This is a genomic window from Desulfovibrio sp. (genome assembly GCF_009712225.1).
Taxonomy (GTDB): domain Bacteria; phylum Desulfobacterota; class Desulfovibrionia; order Desulfovibrionales; family Desulfovibrionaceae; genus Desulfovibrio.
The window spans coordinates 432,469-456,873 of sequence record NZ_WASP01000006.1; the positions used below are offsets into that span (position 1 = coordinate 432,469).

Below are 24,405 nucleotides of genomic sequence, written 5' to 3' on the forward strand. Positions count from 1 at the left end.
TACGGCAGCATGAAGCACCTCAGACAGGTAAAGGCCTCTGCCGGTTCCGGCAAGACCTATGAACTGACGCGCTGTTTTCTGCAAAGACTGGTTGAGAGCGGGCCGCCTGCAAGTGCGTCCGCTTCCTCGGCCTGTGTGCTTTCGCCGGGCGGTGCTGGCGGCTGGGGCGATATCCTTGCCATTACCTTTACCAATGCCGCTGCGGCCGAAATGCGCGACCGCGTCATTCGGCAGCTCAAAAGCACGGCACTAGGCCAGACCGCCGAGGGGCTGCCCTTTTCGCCCGAGCAAGCCGCACGCTGGGTAGACGTGATCATGCGCGACATGGGCGCGCTCAACATACGCACCATCGACAGCCTGCTGCACCTCATCGTGCGGGCCGCAGCGCTGGAGCTCGATCTGCACCCCGACTTTCAGCCTGTTTTTGCCACAGAAGAAGTGCTTACCCCCTACCTTGATGCTCTGCTTGAACAGGCATGGCAGGGTAACGAGGTCATGCGCGCGCTGCTGCGCGACGTATACCGGGCCCTTGCATGGCGCGAAAACAGCACCGGTTTTCTGGCGGGCGAAAAGCTGCTCAACCAGCTGCGCGGCCTGCTCGACGACGTACTGCTTGGGCGTTTTGACGATGTTTCGCCTGCTGATGTCCTGCACAAGAGGTTGAGCGAGGTGGAAAGCCTGGCCGTAATCCACGCCAGCAATTTTCACCGTGTTGCTCTGGCCGAAGGACTAAGCTTCAACAAAAACGCTCTTGCCGCTGTGGAGGCCATTGCCGCCAAACAGTGCAAGGCCTCGGCGTTTTTGAGCAAGGCCAGCGCCTCTGAACTGTTTTTGAAAAAGCCCGTTGTCAGCGACGAGGTGCAAAAAGCCTACGAGGCCTTTGCCCGAGCCGCCTGTGTGCTGGTAGATACCGCCCCCATGCTGCGTCAGGCGCTGGGCCATGCCCCTGTGCTGTTGCTGGCCCGCATGCTGGTTGAGGCATTCAGCTCAAACCAGCAGCAGGAGGGCAGCCTGCCCGGTCTGCTTATTCCGCACAAGGCGCGGCTGGTGCTTGAAAACGAAAACGGCGTGCCAGAGGCCCTGTGCCGCATGGGCTCGCGCCTCACGCACTTTCTGGTGGATGAATTTCAGGATACCAGTCGCGAACAGTGGTTTGCCCTGCGTCCCCTGCTGGAAGAAGCCCTTTCGCGCGGTGGGTCGCTCACCTGGGTGGGCGACGTAAAGCAGTCCATTTACGGTTGGCGCGGTGGCGAGCCGGAGCTTTTCGACGGCGTGTTTGACGACGAGGGCCTCACCGCCCTTGCACCAGACAGCGGGCGCGACAACCTGCCCTTTAACTGGCGCAGCCGCCGCGAAATTGTGCAGCACAACAACGCCATTTTTGGCCCGCTGGCAAAGCAGGATGTTGCCTTGCAGGTCATGACCGCCCTGCTGCCTTCGTCTACACCGCCAGATATCTGCACAGAGGCAGCCAGGGGGCTGGTGCGGGCCTTTGAGGGTACAGAACAGCAGTGCCCGCAGCGCGCCCTTGAAGGTGGGCTGGTGCACGTGGAAACTGTGCACTCGCTGGATGCGGACGCCCTGAACGAAGACGTGCTTGAACGCCTGTGCGCCCTGCTGCACGAGGATATCCGCCCCGGCCACCCCTGGGCCGATGTGCTCATACTTGTGCGCAGCAACGACAAGGCCACCCTTGTGGCCGACCGGCTCATACGCGAAGACATCCCCGTTATTACAGAAAACAGCCTGCGGCTGGCCAATCATCCTCTTGTGGTGCAAACCGTTGCTATGCTGTCGTTCCTTGATAATCCGGAAGACGACATTGCCTTCATGAGTCTTGTGTGCGGCAGCATCATTCGCGAGCACCCTGAGGCGGCGGAGTTGGCCCGGCAGGACATTGCAGGCTGGTGCGCCTCATCCGGGCGCGGGCCGGTATTCCAGCGATTCAAAAACCGCTGGCCGCAGCTCTGGCAGCGCCTGTTTGCGCCCTTCCACAGTCAGTCTGGTCTCATGACGCCCTACGACATGATTCTCGAATGGTACGCCCGCATGGATGTGGCGCGGCGCTACCCCGAGGCGGAGACTTTTTTGCGGCGTTTTATGGAAGTGCTGCACAGCGCGGAAGAAAAAGGCCTTGCCACCCTGCCTACCTTTCTTGAGCACTGGCGCGCCAAAAGCGGCGAAGAAAAGGTACCCATGCCCGAAAACATGGACGCCGTGCGCGTTATGACCATCCACAAATCCAAGGGGCTTGAGGCCCCGGTGGTTGTGGTTCCGTGGACAGACCTGCGCGCCCGCATGGGCAGCTCAACCGTGCTGGTAGAGCGCGAGGGTCTTCGCATGGTTGTGAGCAACAGAAAAAGCCTTGGTACGCCCTATCACGAAGAAATGGCCCGCCAGTGCCGCGAAAATGTCCACTTGCTCTATGTGGCCTTTACCCGCGCGCGTGACTCCCTGTACGTGCTGCGCACGAGCACCAGGGGTGGGCGTGGTTCCACCACTGATGCGCTTGATCTGCTGATGGCCGAGGCCGGGTATACGGCCCCTTACGCAGTGGGTGATGTGCGTGAAACGCACGATGGCGCGCCAGAACCGCAAGTAGCCGCAGCTGCGGCTGCAGAACTGTCAGCGAACCCGAAGGCTGCAAAAGGCCAGGCAGAAAATGTGGCAGAAGTTGCGGCAGAACAGATGACCGATCATCTGACAGGGCAGACCGGCGACGCATTTGAAGCCGACTGGCGGCCCATGCAGTGGCTGCCGCGCCTCAAGATCTTTCGTAATCCGCTTGCCGGGTTCAGTTTCAAGGCCGAAGATCGGGGCAGTTTTTTGCATCTGTGTCTTGAGCATCTGCACATAACCGGCAACCCGCAAGGCGATGCGCAGGCTGCTCTGAATTTTGGTCTGGGGCATTTTTCGCTGCCGGTTCCGGACGAGGGCCCCCTGCGCCAGAACGCAGCCGCCGCCCTTGAGTGGTTCGCCTCGCAGCCGCAGGCGGCCCGCTGGCTGCAAACCGGCTGGCCAGAACATTCGCTTATGGATGCCGAGGGTCAGCTTTTACGTGTTGACCTTCTTGTTCACGAACCGTGGGGGCCGCTGGTGCTTGATTACAAAAGCGGCCAGCCTGAAGCAGACCACGTGGAGCAGCTGCAAACCTACCTTGCCTGCCTTGAGGCCAGCGGCAGCTGTGCGCCGGGCAGCGCCCGCGGCCTGCTGGTGTACCTTGATTTACGGCGCTTTCAGCTTGTTGAGGCGCAGCATGTTTCGCCCCTTGCCGAACGCTGCGGCGACCTATTGCCCGCGCAGGAGAAGCAAGCATGAGTGCATCGCCCTTTATGGTTTTTCCGTGGCAGCGTCCGTTTCTGCCTGATCTAAAGAATTATCTTGCCGCAGCAGGCACGGGGCGGCCCGGTGCAACCCTGCTGATTGTGCCGCACAACCGACCGTGGCGTTACCTCACCAAGCTGTACGCCGAGGAGGGCTTTCAGGGGTTGCTGCCAAAGGTGATGACCCTTGCCGACGTGATTTCTGCCTGGCGTTCGCAAACCAGCGCAGTGCCTCTGCACACGGCCAACGTGCTGGACAGGGTATCACTGCTGCGCGACTGCGTTAAAACGCTTGCGCAAGAGGATGAAGCCCTCGCCACGCGTTTTGACAGCATGAAGATGGAGCATTTTTTGCCCTGGGGCATGCGGCTTTCAAACCTGCTGGAAGAAATGCTGGGCCAGCGTGTTGCAGCTGTGGATCTTGCCTATGTGGAGCAGGAGGTTTCCGGCTCTGCCGCTGCCCTGCTGGGTGCATTGGGGCGCATCGGCAAGGCCTATGTGGCGGAGCTGACAAGTCGCGGCTGGACAACACCTGCCTTTGACGCCTTTGCAGTTACAGAGCCGGATGCCGCAATCCCGCAGTTTTTTGTGCCGGGTGATGACAGGCCTGTGATCATGGCCGGGTTTTCGCAGCTTACGGGCAGTGAGGATGCCCTGCTGCACAGGCTGTGGCAGGTGGGCGGGCAGGTATGCCTGCACACCGACCCAGCACTGGCCCACGGCACTGCCCCGCACTGGGCGTGCAAATCGCAGGCAGCATGGTTGCGCCGCTGGAAGGCCACCGCCCGTCTGGCTGTGGAACCCACGGAGGATGAAGCTGCCCACAAACCCAAAATCTCGTTTTTTGCTGGCTACGATGCCCATTCCCAGCTTAAAGCCTTACATGAACAGTTGGCGGAAACACCCGCTGCCGATGCCGATTTATCCGCGCCAGACGGGCTTTCAACGGCAGTTGTGCTGACTGACAGCGCAGTGCTTATGCCCGTATTGCATCATTTGCCCAACAAGGATGTCAACGTCTCCATGGGCTACCCGCTTGAGCGCTCGCCCCTCAACCGTCTGCTTGAAGCTCTGCTGCAATTGCAGGAGGGTAAGACCGAGGATGGCCGTTATTACTGGCGCAGCCTGCTCCAGTGTTTGCGCCATCCCTACCTCAACCTGCTGCGGGTAGACGACGGCAGCGGCACGCCCCTGTACCTGCGTGAAGTGTTGCGCCGTGTGGTGGGCCAGATTCGCAACGGCGCGCGCTTTGTGGATTTACAGGATGTGGCGCAGCAATGCGCGCCCGGCATGCATCCAGAGCTCATGCAGCTGTTTGAATCTGTTGTGGATATGCTGGTTCATCGGCTTGGGCAGGCTGACACAACCGAGGGTGTGGCCCTGTGCCTGCAAAATATCTGTGATTTTCTGCTGCGCAACGGCGGCGACATGTGGCGGCATTTTCCGCTCGATGCCGAGGCCATGTACCGGCTTGCCCGCCATGCGGCCCCGGTGCTGCGCCAAAACTGCCTTGCCCAGACGCCCTTTGGCAAACATGTGCTCTACGGCATTGTGCGTCAGGTGCTGCAACAGGAGCGAGTGCCTTTTGAGGCAGAGCCGCTGGCCGGTTTGCAGGTGCTTGGCATGCTTGAAACGCGCATGCTGCACTTTGACCGTGTGCTTATTGTGGACGCCACAGACGACAAGCTGCCCGGCAACCCGGCGCAAGACCCGCTGTTGCCCGATTCGTTGCGGCAGGTGCTTGGCCTGCCCGATGCCCACAGGCGTGAGCGTGCCACTGCCCACACGCTTTACCGGTTGTGTGCCGGAGCCCGCGAGGTACGCTTTTTCTGGCAGGAGGGCATCAGCCGCTCTACCCTGTTTGACGGCAAAAAAAGCCGTAGCCGTTTTGTCGAGCAACTGCTGTGGGAAGAAGAACAGCGACGTGGCCGCCTGCTGACCCCCGGCGAGGAGCCGCTGGGCGTTGCCCGCTGCGTGGTGCGCAGTACGCCCGCCGCGCCCAAAAGCCTGCCCCGCACCGAGGCTCTGCACACGGCCATGCTTGCCCTGTTGCAAAAGCCGCTGTCTCCAACGCGGCTCGACATTTACCAGCAGTGCCCGCTGCGTTTTGCATGGCAATACCTTTGCGGGCTGCAACCCCCGCAGGAGGTCAACGAGGGCGACGACCCCGCAGCCGTGGGCACCTGCATACACGATACCTTGCGGGCGCTGTTTGAGCCCTACATCGGCAAAGAGGTGCGCCGGGGTGATATCAGCCACGATACCATGCTTGCCCGCTTCCACGAGGCGCTGGAAAAAACCGATCTACGCCACAACCTGCCGCCAGACAGCTGCCTCATGCTTGAAGAGGCCACGCCTGTACGCTTGCAGCGTTTTCTTGAAAACCAGCCCGCAAGCACCACTGTTGTGGCTCTGGAAGAAAAACTGGATGCAAAGCTGTTGCTGGCTGGCGGTAAATATTCCTTTACGGGCATAATGGACCGCATAGATCAGCGCGATGGCTTTGTGCATATTCTCGACTACAAAACCGGCGGACTCAAAAAACACGATGGCAGCCTGTGGGGCGATATCCTGTTTTTTCGAAGGGTTGAAAGCCTGTTTACGACCCTGCGCCTGATTCAGGTCAATGACCAGACTTTTGATGGGCAGCCAGAAAGGATTGACGGTCAGCCGCTGGAAGACATGGAAACCATGTTTGACGAGCTGCGACCCCGGCTGCCAAGCCTGCAACTGCCCTGCTACGTAAGCATGGCGGCGGGCAGCAAATTCGGCCCGGTTGGTGACGCGGCGCTTGTGGAACTGCGCGATGCGGGCAAGGAATATCCGCTCTTTGGCGGACTGGTGGATGAAGATCTTGCCAATGCCATTGTGTACTGCCACTCGGCGCTTTCTCTGGTACTGCTGCACATGAACCATGCGCCCGCCTTTGTGGCACGGCCAGACCGCCATTGCGACTGGTGTCCTTACGCTTCTTTGTGCGCTGGTTAACAAGGTGGAATAAATATAATAAATATGGCTGTTGCGTCTCGCCGCATTACCAGCTATGCTTCCCGGCAAACACAGGTATGCCCCTTAAATCTCATGGTTCATCCGGCATACCTCTTACGGACAGGACGGAGGTCTTGCAATGTCTCTTCCCGAACTCAAGATAGGTAATCTCACGGCCAAAATTCCCGTGGTACAGGGTGGCATGGGCGTGGGTATTTCTCTTTCCGGCTTAGCGTCGGCTGTTGCCAATCAGGGCGGCATCGGCGTTATCGCCGGAGCCATGATAGGCATGAGAGAGCCTGACGTGGCCAAGGATCCCCTTACCGCCAATCTGCGCGCCCTGCGCAATGAAATACTCAAAGCCCGCGAACTCAGCAACGGTATCATCGGCGTCAACCTTATGGTGGCTCTTACCACCTTCAGCCAGATGGTGCGCACTGCCATCGAAAGCAAGGCCGACATCATTTTTTCTGGCGCTGGCCTTCCCCTCGACATGCCGCATCACCTGTTGCAGCTGTGTGAAGAAAAGAAGGAAGAGTTCAAGACCAAGCTGGTTCCCATTGTTTCTTCGGCCAGAGCCGCTACGGTAATCGCCAAAAAGTGGGCTTCGCGCTTTGGCTACACGCCCGACGCCTTTGTGGTCGAAGGCCCCAAGGCTGGTGGTCATCTTGGCTTCAAGGCCGAGGAACTGCAGGACCCCAACCACTCGCTCGAAACCCTGGTGCCTCAGGTTGTTGATGCCGCCAAGGCCATGGAAGACAAGTGCGGCCGCGCCGTGCCCGTTATCGCCGCTGGCGGCGTGTATACCGGTGCCGACATCATGAAGTTTCTGGAACTGGGCGCTTCTGGCGTGCAGATGGGTACCCGCTTTGTGGCTACCCACGAATGCGATGCCGACGACCGTTTCAAGCAGAGCTATCTCTCTGCGCGTGATGAAGACATCACCATCATCAAGAGCCCGGTGGGCATGCCTGGCCGCGCCCTTGGCAACGAATTCATCACTGCCTCGCGTGAAGGCAAGAAAAAGCCCTTCAAGTGCGTTTTTCACTGCGTGCACACCTGCGAGCAGGAAAAAACGCCCTACTGCATTGCCCAGGCGCTTATCAACGCCATGAAGGGTAACCTTGAAAGGGGCTTTGCGTTCTGCGGTGCCAACGTGGCTCGTGTGAACAAGATCATCTCTGTGCATGAGCTGATGGATAGCCTGCAAAAAGAGTTTGATGAAGCCATGAACTCACTGAGCAAGAGCGTGCAGAGCATGCAGAGCAGGTTGAACCTGAGCTCCAAGTAAGCTACTCCGCTTCCGTAATAGTCAAAGCCGGGTCTGGAATTTCCAGGCTCGGCTTTTTTGCGCTGTTTATGGTCTTAAAATTTCGGGGAGTTATGTTTTTGTCATAAGGCCAGAGCATTCCGGGCAACGCTGGCAAAGATCCTTTGCATTGGCTGCCATGTTTATGGCGGCGCGGCCAGCATAAGCTGCGCCGAGAATCGCGCACTCGTGCTCATCAAGGGGGGAGGAGTGCTTGAATCCCCGCCGTGCCATTTCTGCCACCAGTTCTTGGTGTCTGGCGAAAACCTGTTGGGGGTCAACAAGACCGCCAGAAAGAAAACCCTCAATATTTTTGCCTCGGCGCAAACTGCCCAGCAGCATGTGCAGTTCAACATGCTCGCCTAAAAGGTGTTTGCGGCACATGCCAGCTGGTGGCAGCATCCACATGCGCATGGTGGTCTCCGTATGGGTGAAAGGTAAGTCAGACAACATGGCTTGTCAGCGAATGGTTTATCCCTGCCCTGCCCCATTCACAACTGTGTATGATTTTATCATGGTAAACAAGAACCGATGCCGCCAGAGTGCGACAAACAAAGCCGCCCTTCCCTACACAAAAAAGGCCCGGATCCGAAGATCCGGGCCTTTTTTATCAGTGTGGTATCGACCAGCTAAACTAGTCGTTGACCGTGCGGGAGTATTCGAGGGCCTTGGCCTGTTCCTCGAAGTTCTGGAACCCAGAGTGATGCAGGGCATCCTCTACTGTTTCGTCCCAGTTCCAGGTGGCATAGATCACAGGCTTGTGGAAGGTGGAACGGAAGCTCTGAAGCTCGGAACGGTAGAAGCCTTCCTTGGGAGTGTCGAGGTGCTCGCGGAACTGTTCGTGCCGACGCTGCAACTCGCCTTCGTACCATTCCTGAATATCCTGGGGTTCCTTGTACTTCTTGAGGATATGACCGTAACCGGTCTTTTCCATCAGGTCAGCAAGGCGCTTGTGGTGCTGCGAGGCAAGCCATTTGCCGAGGTCGGCGGCAGTATGGTTTTCCGCTTCCACAGAGGCGATGTCGAACACGGTCTGATAGTACGTATCGGGCACAACCGAGGCGGAGGTGATGCCGGCAATGGCAACCAGACCGCGCAGGATAATGCTGTTGGACACGCCCTGACCGCAGAAGCCCACTTTCTTGGCGTACTTCTGGCCGGTGAAGATGCTGACCAGAATGGCCCAGACAACCGCCGGATCTTCTTCGTCGTAGATGTGGGACAGACGCGCGTTATCGCGGTCGGTAGCCAGCACCATCTGGGTCATGTCGTTGGAGCCGATGGAGAAACCATCGAATTCCGTGATGAACTGCTTGGCCAGAATGGCGTTGGAAGGCAGCTCGGACATGAGGATGATCTTGAGGCCGTCCTGACCGCTCTTGAGCTTGTGAACCTGCTCAAGGTAGCTGCGCATGGAGCGGGCTTCTTCCAGCGTACGCACAAAGGGAAGCATCATGCGCAGGTTGGAGCCGCCATACACGCCGCGGGCCAGCTTGAAGGCTTCGACTTCCCAGTCGTGAATATTGCGCGAAACGCCGCGGTAGCCAAGCATGGGGTTGTCTTCGACATGTTCGAAAAGGCTGCCACCAAGCAGGTTGCGGTATTCGTTGCTCTTGAAGTCTGTGGTACGGTAAGTAATGGGCTTGCCGTAGAAGGCCATGGCAAACAGCGCAAGGTTCTGGGCCAGGGTCTGGACGTAGTGTTCCTTACCGGTACGGAAACCACGGGCCTTGATCATGCCGCGGATTTTGTCCGTAAGGTTGCGCAGGTCGTCCATTTCTTTTTTGAGGCCGGAACGCAGGCTCACTTCTTCACGCAGGCGGTTGATATTATCAAGCAGCTTGGTGACAGCGGGCAGTTCGCTGATGCGGCGCACCTGTTCGTCAACGCAGGCTTCGATTTCGGCTGTGCGCTTGGCGGCTTCAGGATCAGAGGGATTCAGCAGGGCAAGAGCGTCGTCGTAGCCCATGATGATGCGCACATGGTCGCACAAATCATTGGAGGTCTTGAGCACTTCAATGCGGCGCGAGGCCATTTCGAGGTGCTGGTCAACCTTGTGATCAAGCTCGCGCATCTTGCGGTGCTGCAACAGCACTTCTTCTGCGTTGAGGCTCTTGTTGGATTCGGCAAGAGCTTCAATTTCGGCGGCAAGACCGGTAACTTCGCCCACGTATTCACGCAGGTTGAAGTTGAACACAATAAGACCGGCGGCCATCTGCTCGCGCAGCACCTTGGAAAGGCGGTTTTCGAGCTCTTTCAGCTTGCTCTGAACCACGTTTTCAAGTTCGCCGCTGTCAAAGGCTTCCAGCGCCTGCGGATGGATGCTGATGTTGCCCAGCATGAATTCCGCACGCAACAGGCCCACTTCGAACTGCGCAAAGTTGCGCAGACGCGAGAGGAACAGCGCCTGACCCACGTCGGCCAGCACAAGGCCAACCTTGGTTTTGGTAGAAGGCAGCTTGGAAAGGTCCATTTCGCCGCCCACAAGGTGCAGGGGCAAAAGGCCGCGATAGATCTTGCCGCGGGTACCGTCAACGGTCACTTCTGCACCGTCGAGGGCACGCAGCACGTCAAGACGCTGAATACCGATAACAGCGGCAATACCAAGCTCGCGCGAGGTAATGGCTGCGTGGCTGGTGTCGCCGCCCACATCTGCCATAATGGCCGAAGCCACGCGCATGCCGGGAACCATGTCCGGGTCGGTACGCTCGGCGGCCAGCACGTCGCCCTTGGCGATCTTGTTCAGCTCAAGGGCAGAACGCAGGAAGCGCACAGTGCCCTGACCAGCGCCGCGTGAAGCACCATTGCCTTCAATCAGCACTTCGGCTTCGGCTGCGGCCTTGGCGTCAACCTCGCGGCGGCGCATGAAGATGGTATGGGGATGCAGCTCAAGGTCGTCATTCCAGCGGGTTTCGGGCCGCGCCTGCACGAACCAGAGCTTGTCGTTGGCATCAAGGCAGAATTCCGTATCCATGATGATGCCGCCGTAAGCCTTGCTTACCGCACGCACACCCTGGGCAACGCGTTCGGCCTGGCTGAGCGACAGCGCCCAGCGCAGAGCCTCAAGCTCGGATACTTCAACCTCGCGGGTACCGCCGCGTTCGTCATAGACAATCTTCATGTCCTTGCAGCCCATCTGACGAATGACAACTTCGCCACCGTCGTCGCGCTGGAAGACATAAAGCTTGTCGGGGGTAACCTTGCCGCCCACCACAGCCTCGCCGAGGCCGTAGCTGGCGTCGATGCTGACCAGCTCGCGGCGGTCAGTACCACGGCAACCCGTGGCGGTGTCGGCCGAGAAGGCCGTACCCGAAATGACAGGGTTGATCATCTGCATCATGCAGACAGAAAGCGAGGTGTGCTCAATGGCCCACTCAAGCTTGGCGTTTTCAGCAATGCTTTCGTCGCCGGTTTCCTCGGCCTTGGCCAGCGCATCGAGGATGGCCTCGCGGCGGTAGGTCATGGAACGCAGGTTGTAGGCAGAAGCGCAGTCCCAGTGGTAGGCTTCCACTACCTTATCTTCACCCACCATATTAAGGTAGGTATCCTGAAGACCGGCAAAGGCCTTCTTGCGCGAGTCTTCACCAGCGGCCGAAGAACGCACGGCCACGGGGGTCATGTCGTCTTCGTTTTCTTTGCAGATGGCGCGATAGGCACCGCGCACCGCTTCAGAAACCTCGTGGGGAACCTCGACAGACAAAATGGCCGCCTGCACCATAACCGAGCGCTTGCGCAGCTGGTCGATGCCCTCTGGCGAGGTGGCGAAGCCTTCGACTATATTGTTGATAAAGGTACGCAGCTTGGTGTGCGACTGCTCACCTTCCGCCAGCGCGGCCTGCTGAATCTGCTTGCCGAGCTGACGCACGAACTTCTGCAAGAAGTCCGGATCCTGGTTGATTTCCGGGTCGTTCCAGTCAATGCGCCCATATTCGCGGTCTACGACGCTGCGCACCACCCTGCCGTTGACCTTTGTTTCATCCAGCAGATGATGAAAGGCAATGGACGAGATAGCACGGAAATGGGGCGCCTGAATGCCCTGAATCTGGCTGATCAGAGCAGTGTTGTAGTTCTTACCACCAACAAGCAACTCCGCTTCGGGACCAATCTGCACAATTTCGGCGCCGTCGAGCACCAATTTTTTCTGAACTGCCTCAGGCGCGTTGACCTTGGGTTTGTTCTGCGCAGGTTTGGCGGCGGGACTCTTAGACATGTCTTCCTCCGGTTTGGGAAACAGAAGCTTTACAACCTTGGAAATTGTATATCGCCATGAAGGAACTGTCCACAAATTCCAGCACAGTGCGTGCTATTAGCTAACGCGTGCTCCACAGTAGGGACAGAAGGCGATGTTATCCATAGGAATGGGCTGGCCGCAGGCTTCATTGCCGCACACGCGCGGCACCGGGCCCAGCTCGACAATAAGCTCACCTTCTCTGACCGAAACCATTTGCTTGTTTTCTTTAAAATCGGCGGTTTTGAGCACCCGCTTCACCATGCCATCCACAGGGGCCAGAACGGCTTTTTCCTGCTTCATGATGGACACGTTAAAGAGCTCTTCGCCTGCCTTGACCACATCACCGGGGTGCACATACATGACCCACAAATCGCCATTGCTGGGCGCGGCCACATGGAACTTGTTGGCCGTATCAGCCATGAGCGTGCTTTTTGCCCCATTGCCCGAGGGCTGCCGAACCTGAACCTCGCAGCTCATGAATTCGGAGTCGAGCACGTAGCGGCAAATGGAGATACCCGCATCGTTGGGGTTGGATATGCTGAGCAGCAAGAGGTGGTGGGGCTTGCCGCTGCTGTCGTTAAAGTACAGGTCCTGACCCACTTTAAGGCCTTCAAACCATACATGCAGGGGCAGGTTGTTGGCATCACCAAACTTTGATTTGAACTGTATGGTCTTGAGAGCGTCAGCCGGGTGGTTGAGGTAAAGCACGAACTCTTCGTCGTTGGGCTTGCGCTTGAGTATTTCGGTGCAGGCCTTTTCCTCGGCGGCCAGGTTGACATCTGCCAGCGATTCAAGCGGAGAAACCTCGGTGCGGGCAGCCATGGCGCTCTTCCAGTCAGAGCCAAAGGCACTCTGATAAACCCAGTCGGCCGGGAAGCCGAGCGGCAACCTGCCAAACTTGCCCTGCAGAAGGTTGCGGAAAGCGTCGTTGCAGTCCTGATAGATGTTCAGGCGCGCACGGCGCATCTCGTCGGTAAGTTCTTTTTCGGGCGTACGGGTAACCTGACCCAGCACTTCAAGCAGGTAGCGCACTTCATCTTCGCCGCCCCGCTTCCACGCGCCGGTAACAGCCAGAAAGGCCGTGTTCCAGGTGATCTGCGAGCCGGGGGTTACGTCGTGGTAGCGCACGATCTTGCGCGTACCTTCGAGGAACTTGAGCATGTAGGGCAACAGGTGAATGTAGCCCTGCTTCATGGCGCCTTCCTGCGAGGAAGACGTGGCGCCGCCAGGCATGCCGTGGCGCGTCACGTCATAATCAATACCCTGGAAGTACGGCGCGCAGTAGCGGTCGTAGTAAGGCATGATCTGCTTGCAAACAAAGTTTGCGTCGCGGATGGCATTTTTATCAAGGTTGCACTTGAGGCCCAGCTCGTCTTCAATGTAGGCCATGGTGGCAAGCACGTCGCCCTGACCGTAGGAACGCACCGCAGAGCCCAGACCCACGTCGATGATGTGCGCGCCAGCCTTGGCGGCAGCGCCGCAAGAAGGCACAAACAGACCATCGGTGTAATGCCTGTGGTAATGCAGCACCAGCTCAGGCCAGGCTTTGCGCAGGGCCTTTACCAGTTCGTCCATAAAGCGCGGCGGGCAAACGCCAGCCATGTCCTTGAGGCCCAGAATGATGTTGCGCGAGGCTTCCTTGGGCGTGGAGCCCATGATGTCGCCCACCATGCGCAGCATGGCTTCGGTAACACCCAGATAATGCTGAACGTCAAATCCCTTGGCCCACGACATAGAAATGGCAGGCTGGAAGAGGATGTCCTTGCGGCTCATCACCACTTCGGCGATGGGGCGCATGTTTTCCACATGGTTCAAAAAGTCGAAACAACGCACAACCTGGTAATGGTCGCAGATCATCTCGCCGGTTTTGAGCATGAGGTTACGCGGCTGCGGCGTGTAGCCAAGCACGTTGGTAGAACGCACCAGCAGCTGCTTGAGGGTCTTGGGCGCGAAACGGTTCCATTCCTTGGCTTCGGTGAAGGGGTACGTCATGTTGGCCAGCATGGCCACATGGAAGTGCGCACCGCCACCGTTTTCAAGCGAGAAAAATCCCGCATTGTCAAGGTAGGGGCCCATCAGCCGGTCTTCGGCCAGGCGTAGCCTGTTGCCGGAGTTGGACTGCGTGAAGTCGCGCGTGGTGGTATCGCTAAAATGCACCAGGCCCGAATCGCGGATGTAATCGAGCGTAGCCATGCGGTCGCCCTGCGGATAAGGCGAGGGCTGACGGCGGGTAGCCGTGGAAATGGGCGGCAGCACCGGCTCGAAGGGGCCAAGACAGGGCGTGCTGCTCGAGCGGTATTCGCCAAGTTGCACGTAGGGGTTGAAGCCCTTGGCCGAAATTTCGGCCACCAGCTTGGCAAGGCGCTCGCCTTCAGGCGCAAGATCCGTGTAGACCATGAGCTCTGGGTGCGTGGCGATGAAGTTGGTATTGATGTCGCCCTGCTTGAACAGCGGGTGCTTGATGACCTGACGGAAGAAGGGAATGGTGGTTTTGATGCCGCCAATCACGTATTCGCTCAGAGCGCGTTCGGTGATGCCCAGCACCTTTTCCCAGTCGGTGGCATACGAAATGAGCAGAGCGCCCGCCGAGTCGTAGTTGGCAGGAAACTCGTAACCGGCACTGATATTGGAATCAAGGCGCACGCCGGGGCCGCCGGGCGACACATAGCGTGAAATGAGACCTGAATTGGGAGCAAAGTTGTCCTGCGGGTTTTCGCAGTTGATGCGCACCTGCATGGCCCAGTAAGAAGGACGCTGGCTTTCCTCACGGTAGCGCAGTTCCGCGCCAAAGGCCACGGCAATCTGCTCTTCCACAAGGTCGATGCCGTAACGGCATTCGGTAATGCCGTGCTCAACCTGCAAACGGGTATTTACTTCAATAAGATAGGGCGTTCCGTCGGGGGTAACGAGGAATTCGACCGTGGCAAGCGAATGGTAGCCAACGGCGCGCACCAGACGGCGGGAATAGTCCTTGAGCCTGTCGCGCAGGTTCTTGGTCATGCCCGGCCAGGGTGAAGGCGTGATTTCAATGAGCTTCTGATGGTTGCGCTGCACGGTGCAATCGCGTTCGTCAAAGGCGAACACGTTGCCGTACATGTCGGCAATAACCTGAATTTCAATGTGGCGCACATCGGCCAGGAACTTTTCAACGAACAGGCGCGGGTTGCCAAACGAGGCCTGAGCCATGGTAGAAGCCTTGAAAAAGGCGTCTTCCAGGTCTGCTTCGTTGTGAATGGCAAAAATGCCGCGACCGCCGCCGCCACCCTCTGCCTTGAGCATGATGGGCAGCCCGATTTCACTGATGAGCTTGCGGGCGGTGGGAATATCCACGGCTCCTTCAGAGCCGGGCACAACAGGAATGCCTAATTTGCGGGCCACTTCACGAGCCTGAACCTTGTTGCCCAACAGGTTCATGGCCTCGGCGGTTGCGCCGATAAAGGTAATGCCCGCCTCTTTGCAGCGCTGCGGAAAGCGCGTGTCCTCGGAAGCAAACCCCCAACCGGGGTGAATGCCGACTACGCCACGTTGTTTGGCCTTGTCGATGATGCGGTCAATATCCAGATACGCACGGGGGTCTGTACCCAGCAGCATCAATTCCTGCGCCGTTGAGGCGGCAGGGGCCGTTTTGTCCACATCTGTCGCAGTCATTGCCGCCACCGCGTCAAAACGTTCGCGGATAGAGCGACAAATACGACGGGCCGGGATACCACGGTTAGCAACCAGTATAACCTTGCCCTTCAAATAATCCTGTACTTCCGAGAATGTCTTGTTGGCCATGCCTTTCAGCCCTTTTCTACTGGCGCATTTCTGCCTACGCGCCAGCGTTAGACGGCGAAAACACGCTTACGTGCTTCGCATTGGGCGGCGATGTCACCATGCCTGGCCTGCCAAAATGACCGTGAGCCCGCATCATTTTTGCGCAGGGTTCAGCCGGAGACTACCGCAAATGAATTCCTCAAGCCGTCCGTTGATGTTAAGACACAGGCCGCCTGACGTTCCTAAGCCCGCCAGCCAGCCGCGCACGATGCGGTCATCGTCACGCAGCTCCACGTTCTCGCCGCGCCAGAGCAAGAGAGACTCCGCGCGATTTCTCCACCCCTCAGGAAAAGAGTGGCAGCCAATATATGCTGAAAACATGCGCTTTACAAGGGTTTGCCATAGCGCTTCAGCCGTATAATGCACAATTGAGATCGATTTATGCAGATTTTTGAGGCAGGTTGCCTCAAGGGCGGCATCAGCACGCATCTGTTCAGCGGGCGGAGCCCAGCAAACGTTGATGCCAATGCCCGCCAGCAGTACCCCGCCCCGCTCTTCAAGCAGAATGCCCGCAACTTTTTGCGACTGTCTGTCCGCATCACACACCACAAGGTCGTTGGGCCACTTGAGTTTCACCTGCCAGCCATCCTGCGCAAGGGCCTCAGCCAGCAGCATGCCCACGGCGGGCGCTGCCGCCGTGCCGTCAAAAGGGGGCGTCATCGGAATGCGCAAGGCGGCATACAGATTGCCCACGGGCGAATGCCATTGCCGCCGGAGTTGCCCACGCCCGGATGTCTGACTGTAGACCTGCACGCTGTCCCACGGTTCAAGCCACCCGCGCGCTGCCAGATTGGCGGCTGTGTCAAGGCACGAGCCCACCTGCCCAAAGCGCCAGATGCGTGGAACAAAATTTTTGTCAGCGCCAGTGGCAGCGCTTCCCTCGGGCTGGTGGCTGTGGCATATTACCGGCATGGAACTTTACCTCGTTGGCGGCGCTGTACGCGACCTCTTGCTTGGGCGCAAACCCACAGAATTTGATTTTGCCTTTGACGGAAGCATGACCGATTTTCTGTCTGCTCATCCTGAGGCCGTATGCGTGGGCAAAAGTGTGAATGTCTGCCTGTGGCACGGGCGCGAATGCATGCCCCTGCGCGGTGGAACCCTTGCATCAGATTTTGTGGCGCGCGATCTCACCATAAACGCCATGGCGCTCGACAGCGTAGGGCGGCTGCACATGCACCCGCAAGCGGTGCAAGACCTGCGCGACAGACTGTTGCGACCAGCCTCTCCCACGGCCTTCACCGACGACCCCACCAGAGTTTTCAGACTGGCGCGTTTTGCTGCCCGCTGGCCCAACTGGCGTATTGACCGCGAAGCCTTTGTCCAGATGCGCGCCATGACAGGTCAGCAGCTGGCCGTCCTGCCCGCCGAGAGGGTCGCGCGGGAAATGCTCAAGGCTCTGGCCGCGCCGCGTCCTGCCCGTTTTTTTCGTGTGCTGGCCCAGGGTGGTTGTCTGCGGCCCTGGTTTGAAGAGCACGAGCGTGCGCGGTACATTCCCGCCGGGCCCCGGCAGTGGCACGCCAACAGTGTGCTTGGCCACAGCCTGCGCCTTATGGACGAACTGGCGGGCGATGCCATGGCCGTGTGGATGGCCCTTTGCCACGACATCGGAAAAATCGGCACAGACCCTGCCCTGCTGCCGCACCACTATGGGCACGAGGCGCGCGGCGTACCGCTGGCACTGGCCCTGGCCAAAAGGTTGCGGCTGCCTGCAGTTTACGCCCGGGCGGGCGCGCTGGCTGCGGAAGAACACATGAAGGCGGGCATGTTCGGCACTCTGCGGGCAGGCACACGGCGCGATCTTCTCTGGCGGGTTAACCAGCTGGGACTGTCTGAACCATTCTGGAAGCTGGCGGATGCAGACAGCAGCTCGCCTGTCAGTGAGCTGGCCTACCCAAGCCTTGAGGTCATTACCGCCGTGCGGCTGCCGGAAGAATGGCACAACCGGGGCGAAGAATCGGCCCGCAAGCTGCGCGAAATGCAGTGCGTGGCACTGGCAGCCCTGCGCAAAAAGCAGGCGGCCTAGCAGTGCGGGCTGCGATCAGGCCACAGCCTCAATGGCCGCATCCATAAATATCTGACTTACTGCATCCATCTCTTCCCCATGATCAAGCCCGCACAGATGGGCCATGCCGTGTGCCAGCAGGCGCAGCGCATGCTCTGCGGGCTCCTGACCATACAGCAGGCATTCCCTGCGCAGCGTGTCGAGTGACAACAAAAGGGTGCCGGGGCAGTCACAACCACCGGGAAAGGAGAGCACATTGGTTGGGCCGGTGCAGCCCAGGCAACGCAGGTTTGCCGCACCAATGGTCGCATCGTCCACCAGATGCAGCTCTACTGCCGGAGGTGCGCACGGAACCTGTGCCTCGCCGCATACATCAAGCATGGCCGCAAGTGCCGCCACAAGCTCGCGCCTGTCGAGGGGCAGCAGCCACGCAGCAGCAGAATAACGGCTGAAAAGGCGCACGGTTTCCCGTGAGCGAATCGGAGGGCTCAACTGCATGGGCCTATGCCTGCCCTTTGCCCTCTGAATGCAGCACCACGGCAGAAACCGCGCCGGGTTTGACGCTGGCCGGGCCGCCGGGCAGGGATTTTATGGCAGATGTCTGCTCGTCTGCAGGGTGCGCTGGGTGATGCTCAGCGTGATGTTCTGTGCGATGTTCTGCATTATGTTCGGCAGATTTTTTGTCGGCTGCCAGCCTGTCTGTTCCGATTTTTTCCGCTCCAGATTTTTCCGGGCAGGGCTTGTCGCCGCAGTTTTTGCCCTGAGCCGCAGCTGCGGGGGCTGCAGCACCTTGAGCCGCCACGGCACCATTGCCGTTGCCGTTTTTGCCATTGGCCTTGGCTGCGTCAATGCGGGCATCGGGATAAGCGATGCGCTGGTGGAAAATGCCGGTGAGAATACGCTGGAAGTTCTCACTCAGGAAGTGCAGATCCTTGAAGGTCAGCTCGGACTCGTCCAGCTGGCCTTCCGAAAAAATGCCCTTGATGATGGTGTCGATGTGCGTCTTGATGCGCGCGGGCGTTGGATCGCTGAGCGTACGGCTGGAGGCCTCCACCGAATCGGCCAGCATGAGAATGGCGGCTTCCTTGGTTTGCGGGCGCGGTCCAAGATAGCTGAAGTCGGATTCACGCGGCTTTTCGCCCTGATTCAGGGCCTTCTGGTAGAAGAAACGGATAAGCCGCGTGCCGTGGTGCTGGCTGATGATGTCGGCGATATCCTGCCCAAGCTTGTAGCGCTCGGCCAGTTCCGTGCCCTTCTTGACGTGCGAAAGCAGGATGAGCGCACTCATGGAGGGGGCCAGCTTGTCGTGCTTGTTGGGGCCGCCAAACTGGTTTTCGATAAAGTATTCGGGGTACGAGAGCTTGCCCACATCGTGATACAGGGCTGCAACCTTGCATAGCAGGCTGTTGGCGCCGATGGCCTTGGCTCCGGCTTCAACCATGTTGGCGACCACAAGTGAATGGTGGTACGTGCCGGGCACGGTGACCATAAGCTCCTGCATGAGGGGCTGCTCAAGGCTCATGAGCTCCATGAGGCGGAAGCGCGTACTGTAGCCAAAAGAAATTTCAAGCACGGGGCTCACGGCAAACAGCAGAATAAGTGAAAGCACGCTGTTAATGAACACTGCCAGAAGCTGCATGGGCATGACGCCGGGGGCGCTGTGGGCCAGCAGTGTGGCACCGAACCAGATGATGGATTGCCCGATGGTGAGCGGTACGATGCTCCACACCACGTCCTGACGGCTCTGGGCATTGGTCACAAGCCAGGTGGCCAGCATGCCGCCAAGAAAATGCAGCAGGAACAGCGAAAACTGCGCCTGAAACATGAGCATGGTAAAGAAAGAAAGCAGAAGGGCCATGGTGCAGTAGCGCCGGGCGGCAAATACCATGGCCACCAGCCCCACTGCCCCGGCAACGGGATACCCCACCGCCAGCGTGTTGATAAATGTAAGGCTGTCGTTGCGCATTCCCAGCACATAGACGGCCTTGGCCCCAATGCTGAAAAGCAGCAAAAGCAGCGATATCAGCAGCATGTCCTTGCAGCGTAAAGGCGTGCCGGGCTTGCCGCTGGGAGCAACGAAAAAGCCGATGGAAAGCACCAGCGAGCACAAGAAAGCCCCGGCGGCGATATCCCAGCGCATGGGGTCAGAGGCTGATTTGTAGAGCGTCTGCAGCTTGATCTGCTGTTCGCGGCTCACCCGCTCGCCCTTGCGCAGCACAATTTCGCCCTTCTGTATCTGGTAATACACGGGCTCAACCATGGACATAACGGCGTTGCTGCGTTTTTGGGTCGATTCCCTGTTGAGGGTAAGCGACGAGGGCATGGTTGCGGAGAGCAGAATATTGATGGCGCGGCGCGACTGCGGATTAAGCGTGGAAACCTGGCGTATCTGGGCAGAGATTTCTGCAAGGTATGACTGTACATCAGGCAGGTTGGATACATCGGGGCGCAGCATTTCAGTGCTGGTGTCGAGATTGCGCACAATCACGCCAGAGCGCTCTACCCGAGCAGAACGGATATCGCCCACAAGGCCCTCGGCCATGTGTTCGCGAATCTGGGGCAACAGCACCTTGAGCAGATAGGTCTGGGCTTCGGGCAGGGCCAGCTCGGGCAGAATTTCATCTGCCACCGCAGGGGTCAGCTCTTCTACCAGCCGGTGCACCGGCCCGTCATGCCCGGCATGATAGTCGATGCCGTTATTGAGGCTGCGTAAAATTTCCACAATACGGTTCTGAAAAGCCGTAAAGGGTTCAAGACTCAGATCATACACAGGCGGCTGCAACAGCTGCACCTGCTTGCGGCGGGCCTTGGTGGCCTGCACGTCTTCGACCAGAATGTCGCGGTCGGCGATTACGTCGCTTTCGGCCACCTGCCCCGCCACGTATACACGCGGCACGGCCTCAAAGTTGGCCCCAGCCAGCAGGCCGATAAACAGCAGGGTCAGCACCAGAGCCGAGAGACCCAGACCGCAGTGGTGCCGGGCACGAAGCATGTGAATGAGGGCTGGGATGCTAGCTGGGCGAGCCGCTTTTTTCTGCATTATCATAGGCGTTTACAATAGCTCCCACCAAGGGATGACGCACAACGTCAGCCTTGGAGAAGTGGTGCACGGCGATGGTTGGAACTTTGGAAAGAATATTAAGGGCATGAATCAGGCCAGAGCGCGGGCGCTGACCGCCGGGCTGCATGGGCAGATCGATCTGGGTTGTGTCGCCCGTTACGACCATGCGAGAGCCAAAACCCATGCGGGTAAGAAACATTTTCATCTGTTCCTGGGTGGTATTTTGCGCTTCATCCAGAATGATAAAGGCGTCATTGAGCGTGCGCCCGCGCATGAAGGCCAGCGGGGCTACTTCAATGGAGCCCACCTCAAGCATGGAGGCCACCTTGGGCTGCGGCATCATGTCGTGCAGTGCGTCGTACAGGGGGCGAAGGTAGGGATTGACCTTCTCGGCCAGATCGCCGGGCAAAAAGCCAAGGCGTTCGCCAGCTTCCACCGCAGGTCGTGTTAGCACAATTCGCTTGACCTTGTGCTGCTGAAACATGGAGAGCGCCATGGCCACAGCCAGATATGTCTTGCCCGTACCAGCGGGCCCCACGGCAAAAACAAGCTCGTTGCGGCGCAGCAGGTCCAGATAGGTGCGTTGGGCCACATTACGGGCCGTAACCGTTTTACGCGGCGTGTTGACGAACACCGCATCCTTGAAAATCTTTTCGAGATTCAGGCCTGGGTCAGCCCGCAGCATGTCGTAGCTGCGGGTTATGTCCTGCTGGCTGAGAGAAATGCCACCGCGCAAAAGTTCGTAGAGCTGCACAAACACGTTGCACAGCAGCTGACGCACGTTCATGTCGGAGCTTTCGATAAGGATGCTGGCGCCACGGCTGCCGATATTGGCCCCGCTTGCGGCGGCCAGCAGCTCAAGATGCGCATTGTGAGGGCCAAACAGCTGATTGGCTAACGCGGGATCGTCGAATTCGACGGTCTCAAGCATGGAGGAATGTACTGCCATAGCCGCTCTCTAGCCTATTTCACCGAACCTGTCTATTGCTGGCTTCGGCAACCGGATATTTTTCCTACCTGCGGGCTGCGAAACAGTAAAAGGGCAAAAAATGAATGGCCTGAAATATGCATAATTACGCTGAAATGAGCAAATAAGCCCGTCAATGCACATGTGCGGGCAAAAAATGCCGAGGAGTCATCATGAGCAGCGTATCGGGAATCAGCACCTACACAAGCGCACTGTACCAGTGGCAAAACCAGAAGCTGAGCACATCCACATCCGGCAGCTCCTCCGGTTCCGACAGTTCCAGCAGCTCAAAAAGTTCGCTGAGCCAGATGCTCAGCGGCAAAAGCATATCCAACCAGCTTTCCAGCATGGTAGAGCTGACAAAGTACGCCATGGACGCCATGGGCCTTGAAAGCAACAGCCGCGTTACCTTTAGCCAGATCACCAAATATCGCGAAAAGCTGAATACCGAGTTCAACACCGCGGTTAAAGATGGCCTGGCAAAGCTTGGGGTTAGCGATCCTTCAAGCGTTACTTTCACTTTGGCTGAAGATGGTTCGCTTACCGCCACCAGCGCCAATGCTACCGATCAGGCCAATGTGCAGGCCTGGCTTAAAGGCAACGCAGCCATTGGCAAGGATTTGCGCACGGCCCTCACCTCTGCTGGCATTAGCAGCGGCACCCAGGTTTCCATGACCGTCGACAGCAGCGGCAAGCTCATTGCCGCCAGCAGCACAGACAGCGCCAGCAAGGCCGCCATTCAGGCCGTGCTCGACAATTCAAAGCTTGGCAGCACGCTGAATACCGGTATGAGCAGCCTTGCCGTGAGCAGCGATGCAAAATTTACCCTCAAGGCCAATAACGACGGCAGCATAACAGTAGAAAGCAGCGATGCCGCCACCAAGGCCGCCGTGCAGAAATTTTTTGACAACAACCCTGCCCTGGTCAAAAAATTCGGTCAGATTCAGGCCCTTTCCGGCCTTGATGACGCGCGCAAGTCGCTGCAGATTTCGCCCTCTGACCTGCGCAAGCGCATTGAAGTGGAATCCATGGCCGCCTGGTGGTCCGGCTCGGGCAATGCCACCAATTCGTTCGGCAGTTATTCCAGCGGCGGTCTTTCCATGCTTTCTGGCCTGAACATGAGTGTTTAGCCAGTAACCTGCCACTTAACAAAAAATCAGCGGAGTTTCCGGCAGTACCGGGACTCCGCTGATTCGTTTTTCAGCTGTGTAATGTGGCGTGTTACAGCTTTTTGGCCAGCAGTCCGTTCACCAGGGCAGGATTGGCCTTGCCCTTGGTGGCGCGCATGATCTGCCCCACAAAGAAACTGATGAGTTTGGTTTTACCGCCTCGGTAGGCCTCAACCTCTGCGGGGTTGGCGGCTATAACTTCGTCCACGGCGGCTTCGAGAGCCGAAGTGTCGGAAATCTGCACCAGGCCTTTTTCCTTCACATAGGCTTCGGGCATAACGCCAAGCTCAAAGATATCGCCAAAAATATCGTTGGCAATCTTGGCGCTGATGGTGCCGCCGTCAACCAGCCGCACCAGTTCGGCCAGAGCCTCGGGCTTCATGGCCCAGGCAGAGGGATCTGCCGCATTCAGCCCACGGGTGTTGCATTCGCGCAGCAGCGGGCCAAGCACAAAGTTGGCAACCTTTTTGGCATCGGCCTTGGCAGCGGCAGCCTCAAAAAAGTCGGCTAGTCCCCTGCTCTGCACCAGCACTTCGGCCTCAGCTTCGGGCAGAGCGGCCATGCTCACAAAGCGGGCAAGGCGCTGCTGGGGCAGTTCTGGCATTTCGGCGCGCCAGCGGGTCATTTCTTCTTCCGTAATATCAATGGGCAGAATGTCCGGATCGGGGAAGTAGCGGTAATCGTGCGCTTCTTCCTTGCTGCGCATGGATGCGGTGGTGTTTTTGACCGCATCGTACAGTCGGGTTTCCTGTATGACCTTGTCGCCGTCGTCCAGCACATCCTGCTGACGCGCAATTTCATATTCAATGGCCCGTTGTACGTTGCGGAAAGAATTGAGATTTTTTAGTTCGGTGCGGGTACCGAAGGGTTCCGTGCCCACAGGGCGCAACGAAACGTTGGCATCGCACCTGAAGCTGCCTTCTTCCATGTTGCCGTCGCAAACGCCAAGATAGGTCACAATGCTGTACAGGGCCTTGAGGTAGGCCACTGCCTCGGCGGCCGAGCGCATGTCCGGCTCGGAAACAATTTCGACCAGGGGCGTGCCCGCGCGGTTGAGGTCAACGTAACTCAGGTTTTCGCCCTGGGCATGAATATTCTTGCCCGCGTCGTTTTCCATATGGATGCGGGTGATGCCCACGTGCTTGGTGCGACCGTCCACGTTTACTTCAAGGTGGCCGTGCTCACAGATGGGCAGCTCGAACTGCGAAATCTGGTAGCCAGAGGGCAGGTCGGGATAAAAATAGTTTTTACGCGCAAAAATGGAACGTGTATTGATGGCGCAATTGGTGGCCAGGCCAACCATGGTGGCATAGTGAACCGCCTGCCGGTTGGGCACGGGCAATGCGCCGGGCATGCCGGAGCACACTTCGCAAACATTGGCGTTGGCGGGCTGCCCGAAGGTTGTGGGGCAGGAACAGAACAGTTTGGAGGCCGTGGCAAGTTGCACATGCACTTCAAGGCCAATCACGGCTTCATAGGCGGCCATAGGTCAAATTACTCCCTCAGCGGGGTTCAGCCCCGTAATCGCGCGGCAAA

Annotated in this window: 13 protein-coding genes; 5 read left to right on the forward strand and 8 right to left on the reverse strand. The window is 58.4% G+C overall.

Features of this window, described 5'->3' with window-relative positions:
* The first annotated feature begins 9 nt into the window (after positions 1-9).
* The 3 genes from F8N36_RS07335 to F8N36_RS07345 all read left to right on the forward strand — a co-directional run bounded on the left by F8N36_RS07335 (position 10) and on the right by F8N36_RS07345 (position 7,602).
* Complete coding sequence (locus tag F8N36_RS07335) at positions 10-3,318, forward strand: UvrD-helicase domain-containing protein (RefSeq protein WP_291332146.1); 3,309 nt, start codon at positions 10-12, stop codon at positions 3,316-3,318.
* A complete protein-coding gene (locus F8N36_RS07340; RefSeq protein WP_291332147.1) occupies positions 3,315-6,311 on the forward strand; it encodes a PD-(D/E)XK nuclease family protein in 2,997 nt (998 codons plus the stop codon). Before F8N36_RS07335 ends, F8N36_RS07340 begins: the two co-directional genes overlap by 4 nt.
* 139 nt (positions 6,312-6,450) lie before the next feature.
* Positions 6,451-7,602, forward strand: coding sequence for a nitronate monooxygenase family protein (locus F8N36_RS07345; protein WP_291332148.1), 1,152 nt, complete (start codon positions 6,451-6,453; stop codon positions 7,600-7,602).
* A 90-nt stretch (positions 7,603-7,692) separates the two neighbouring features.
* Here the strand turns inward: F8N36_RS07345 and F8N36_RS07350 are convergent, their stop codons facing one another.
* The 4 genes from F8N36_RS07350 to F8N36_RS07365 all read right to left on the reverse strand — a co-directional run bounded on the left by F8N36_RS07350 (position 7,693) and on the right by F8N36_RS07365 (position 16,579).
* Complete coding sequence (locus F8N36_RS07350; RefSeq protein ID WP_291332149.1) at positions 7,693-8,034, reverse strand: pyrimidine dimer DNA glycosylase/endonuclease V; 342 nt, start codon at positions 8,032-8,034, stop codon at positions 7,693-7,695.
* 220 nt (positions 8,035-8,254) lie between these two features.
* Positions 8,255-11,830: a PEP/pyruvate-binding domain-containing protein gene (locus F8N36_RS07355; RefSeq protein WP_291332150.1), complete on the reverse strand. Its 3,576-nt coding sequence runs from the start codon at positions 11,828-11,830 to the stop codon at positions 8,255-8,257.
* Positions 11,831-11,926: 96 nt separating this feature from the next.
* The gene (locus F8N36_RS07360; protein WP_291332151.1) at positions 11,927-15,628 is read right to left on the reverse strand and encodes a pyruvate carboxylase; all 3,702 of its coding nucleotides are present in this window, start codon (positions 15,626-15,628) and stop codon (positions 11,927-11,929) included.
* Between the two features lie 132 nt (positions 15,629-15,760).
* Positions 15,761-16,579, reverse strand: coding sequence for a biotin--acetyl-CoA-carboxylase ligase (locus F8N36_RS07365; RefSeq protein ID WP_291332152.1), 819 nt, complete (start codon positions 16,577-16,579; stop codon positions 15,761-15,763).
* Here F8N36_RS07365 and F8N36_RS07370 point away from each other — a divergent pair.
* A complete protein-coding gene (locus tag F8N36_RS07370) occupies positions 16,578-17,693 on the forward strand; it encodes an HD domain-containing protein (protein WP_291332153.1) in 1,116 nt (371 codons plus the stop codon). The two genes, F8N36_RS07365 and F8N36_RS07370, sit on opposite strands and share 2 nt — an antisense overlap.
* Before the next feature lie 15 nt (positions 17,694-17,708).
* Here F8N36_RS07370 and ybeY read toward each other — a convergent pair whose 3' ends face one another.
* The 3 genes from ybeY to F8N36_RS07385 are packed head-to-tail and all read right to left on the reverse strand — an operon-like array spanning position 17,709 to position 21,682.
* Positions 17,709-18,170 (reverse strand): rRNA maturation RNase YbeY, encoded by a 462-nt coding sequence (ybeY, locus tag F8N36_RS07375; protein ID WP_291332154.1) that lies wholly within the window; start codon positions 18,168-18,170, stop codon positions 17,709-17,711.
* A 4-nt stretch (positions 18,171-18,174) separates the two neighbouring features.
* Positions 18,175-20,664 (reverse strand): HDIG domain-containing metalloprotein, encoded by a 2,490-nt coding sequence (locus tag F8N36_RS07380; protein WP_291332155.1) that lies wholly within the window; start codon positions 20,662-20,664, stop codon positions 18,175-18,177.
* A gap of 19 nt (positions 20,665-20,683) precedes the next feature.
* Entirely contained in the window at positions 20,684-21,682 is a 999-nt protein-coding gene (locus tag F8N36_RS07385) for a PhoH family protein (RefSeq protein ID WP_291332156.1), read from the reverse strand.
* Positions 21,683-21,873: 191 nt separating this feature from the next.
* Here F8N36_RS07385 and F8N36_RS07390 point away from each other — a divergent pair, with 191 nt between their 5' ends.
* A complete protein-coding gene (locus F8N36_RS07390; protein WP_291332157.1) occupies positions 21,874-22,830 on the forward strand; it encodes a hypothetical protein in 957 nt (318 codons plus the stop codon).
* Positions 22,831-22,921: 91 nt separating this feature from the next.
* Here the strand turns inward: F8N36_RS07390 and gatB are convergent, their stop codons facing one another.
* Entirely contained in the window at positions 22,922-24,355 is a 1,434-nt protein-coding gene (gene gatB, locus F8N36_RS07395) for an Asp-tRNA(Asn)/Glu-tRNA(Gln) amidotransferase subunit GatB (protein WP_291332158.1), read from the reverse strand.
* Between the last annotated feature and the right edge of the window lie 50 nt (positions 24,356-24,405).

What these genes read in the sequence shown, in the direction of transcription:
- F8N36_RS07335 (WP_291332146.1), top strand. Translation starts at nt 10, where the DNA reads ATGAAGCACCTCAGACAGGTAAAGGCCTCTGCCGGTTCCGGCAAGACC.
- F8N36_RS07350 (WP_291332149.1), bottom strand. Translation starts at nt 8,034, where the DNA reads ATGCGCATGTGGATGCTGCCACCAGCTGGCATGTGCCGCAAACACCTT.
- F8N36_RS07355 (WP_291332150.1), bottom strand. Translation starts at nt 11,830, where the DNA reads ATGTCTAAGAGTCCCGCCGCCAAACCTGCGCAGAACAAACCCAAGGTC.
- ybeY (WP_291332154.1), bottom strand. Translation starts at nt 18,170, where the DNA reads ATGCAGTTGAGCCCTCCGATTCGCTCACGGGAAACCGTGCGCCTTTTC.
- F8N36_RS07340 (WP_291332147.1), top strand. Translation starts at nt 3,315, where the DNA reads ATGAGTGCATCGCCCTTTATGGTTTTTCCGTGGCAGCGTCCGTTTCTG.
- F8N36_RS07380 (WP_291332155.1), bottom strand. Translation starts at nt 20,664, where the DNA reads ATGCTTCGTGCCCGGCACCACTGCGGTCTGGGTCTCTCGGCTCTGGTG.
- F8N36_RS07390 (WP_291332157.1), top strand. Translation starts at nt 21,874, where the DNA reads ATGAGCAGCGTATCGGGAATCAGCACCTACACAAGCGCACTGTACCAG.
- F8N36_RS07365 (WP_291332152.1), bottom strand. Translation starts at nt 16,579, where the DNA reads ATGCCGGTAATATGCCACAGCCACCAGCCCGAGGGAAGCGCTGCCACT.
- F8N36_RS07370 (WP_291332153.1), top strand. Translation starts at nt 16,578, where the DNA reads ATGGAACTTTACCTCGTTGGCGGCGCTGTACGCGACCTCTTGCTTGGG.
- F8N36_RS07360 (WP_291332151.1), bottom strand. Translation starts at nt 15,628, where the DNA reads ATGGCCAACAAGACATTCTCGGAAGTACAGGATTATTTGAAGGGCAAG.
- F8N36_RS07345 (WP_291332148.1), top strand. Translation starts at nt 6,451, where the DNA reads ATGTCTCTTCCCGAACTCAAGATAGGTAATCTCACGGCCAAAATTCCC.
- F8N36_RS07385 (WP_291332156.1), bottom strand. Translation starts at nt 21,682, where the DNA reads ATGGCAGTACATTCCTCCATGCTTGAGACCGTCGAATTCGACGATCCC.
- gatB (WP_291332158.1), bottom strand. Translation starts at nt 24,355, where the DNA reads ATGGCCGCCTATGAAGCCGTGATTGGCCTTGAAGTGCATGTGCAACTT.